This is a genomic window from Komagataeibacter kakiaceti JCM 25156 (assembly GCF_000613305.1).
The window spans coordinates 1-1,635 of sequence record NZ_BAIO01000512.1 but is presented as its reverse complement, the minus strand read 5'-3'; the positions used below and the strand labels follow the sequence as shown (position 1 = coordinate 1,635).

The following is a 1,635-nucleotide window of genomic DNA, read 5'->3' as shown; positions in this document are numbered from 1 at the left end:
CAGGGCCTCGGCTGCCGTGTCATCCCAGTCCGCGGGCAGGGTAACGGAACGTGGTGCGTCGTCGGGGTCGGCTGCGGCCTCGACGGTGCGCATGCGCACGCCGTTCCAGTGGCTTCGTGCTGTCATGGCCCCTGTTTTACCGGGTGCGACAGGGCGGGCGGAACCCGTTCGGGCCGGAGTCGCAACTATACATCCCACTGGATACCGTGGATATGGGGGATAACTGGCGGGCGGTTCCAGAAGCGTCGCGTCCGGCGGTCCGCCACGGGTTTTTCCCGCCCCGATGCGCACGCGGTCGTGATCCGTCCTGCTTATGGGTACCCGGAAATGCGTCCCGTCATCGCCCCGGCGTCGGGCCGCGCGTTTCAGGGGGCACGGAGCCATGCAATCGATCCCGCAGATGTGAGGGAGCCATGCATATAATGCGCGTGGACCACGCGCATGGGGCGGATTAGGCTATGTGCATGGCAAATCTAGGCACCCGTATCTACACCCGATTCAAGGGGCGGCTGGTTGGCAAGGATGCCGATGGCCGCTGCTATTATGAGGCCCGTACCCTCAACCGCACCGGCGGCGGGGAAAAGCGGCATGAACGCTGGGTCATCTACCATAAGGGAGAGGACGCATCCGCCGTCCCGCCCGAATGGTGGGGCTGGCTGCACCATGTGGATGCGGAGCCCCTGCCCGAAAGCGCGCGCCAGCCATGGCAGCAGCCCTGGCAGCCCAACCGTACCGGCACGGCGGAAGCGTACCATCCTCCCGGCAGCGACTGCCAGGGCGGACAGCGGGCTTCAACCACCAGCGATTATGAGGCATGGTACCCCGAGGATGAAGTCCCGGGCGTAACCTGCTAGGGTGCGCCGTTGGATAATGGGGAATCTTAGCCATCATGGTTGCTGCTGTTTCAGGACGCGCGGGCCGTCAGCCGGGTGAACTTCTTGCCGGGTTCGCGGTGCTGGCGGTGCTTGCCGGGCTGCTGGCCTATGCCGTGGTGGACAAGGGCCGCCCCCATGAAACCGGCTACCGGCTGAACGCGGGATTTGCGCATATCGACGGCCTGTCCGTCGGGTCGGACGTCAGGCTGGCCGGAATTACCGTGGGGCAGGTGGTGGATGAGCGGGTTGATCCCCGGACCTACGCGGCGCAGGTGATCTTTACGGTGCGGCCGGACATAAAACTGCCCGATGATACGGCGGCCATCATCACCAGCGACAGCCTGCTGGGGGGGAAGTATATCGCCCTCTCACCCGGTGGGGACGAGAAGATGCTGGCCCCCGGCGGCACGATCGGCCAGACGCAGGGCGCGATCAGCCTTGAACAGCTCCTGAGCAAGTTCATCTTCTCCGTGACGGACACCCTGACCGCCGCCCGGCAGAACAGGGCCGCGCAAACGCCTGCTTCCGGCGCGGGAGACACGCCATGACGGAGGGCGCGCCCGACGGCGGGGCCATGCCGGCCCTATGGCCCCAATCCGATGGCACACCCATATCATGCCGCGACAAATTGCTGGTATTGCAGGAAAATCATACTGAATTGCAGGGTATTTTACGTGATGCGTTCGAGGATGCGATCCTGATGGGCGTGGATGAGGCGGCGATGCGCCGGATCCTGCACGATCTGGTCGACAGCCTGCGG

Annotated in this window: 3 protein-coding genes and 1 pseudogene; 3 read left to right on the top strand and 1 reads right to left on the bottom strand. The window is 65.0% G+C overall.

The window, feature by feature from the left end:
- Positions 1 to 198: pseudogene (locus tag JCM25156_RS32740) on the bottom strand (vitamin B12-dependent ribonucleotide reductase); the annotation flags it as partial.
- A 266-nt stretch (positions 199 to 464) separates the two neighbouring features.
- Between JCM25156_RS32740 and JCM25156_RS16030 the strand changes: the two are divergent.
- The 3 genes from JCM25156_RS16030 to JCM25156_RS16020 all read left to right on the top strand — a co-directional run.
- The gene (locus JCM25156_RS16030) at positions 465 to 854 is read left to right on the top strand and encodes an NADH-ubiquinone oxidoreductase subunit NDUFA12 family protein (RefSeq protein ID WP_025813898.1); all 390 of its coding nucleotides are present in this window, start codon (positions 465 to 467) and stop codon (positions 852 to 854) included.
- A 35-nt stretch (positions 855 to 889) separates the two neighbouring features.
- The gene (mlaD, locus tag JCM25156_RS16025; protein ID WP_025813897.1) at positions 890 to 1,423 is read left to right on the top strand and encodes an outer membrane lipid asymmetry maintenance protein MlaD; all 534 of its coding nucleotides are present in this window, start codon (positions 890 to 892) and stop codon (positions 1,421 to 1,423) included.
- Positions 1,420 to 1,635 (top strand): hypothetical protein (locus JCM25156_RS16020; protein ID WP_025813896.1); only part of this gene is annotated, 216 nt, incomplete at its 3' end. The genes mlaD and JCM25156_RS16020, both read left to right, overlap by 4 nt.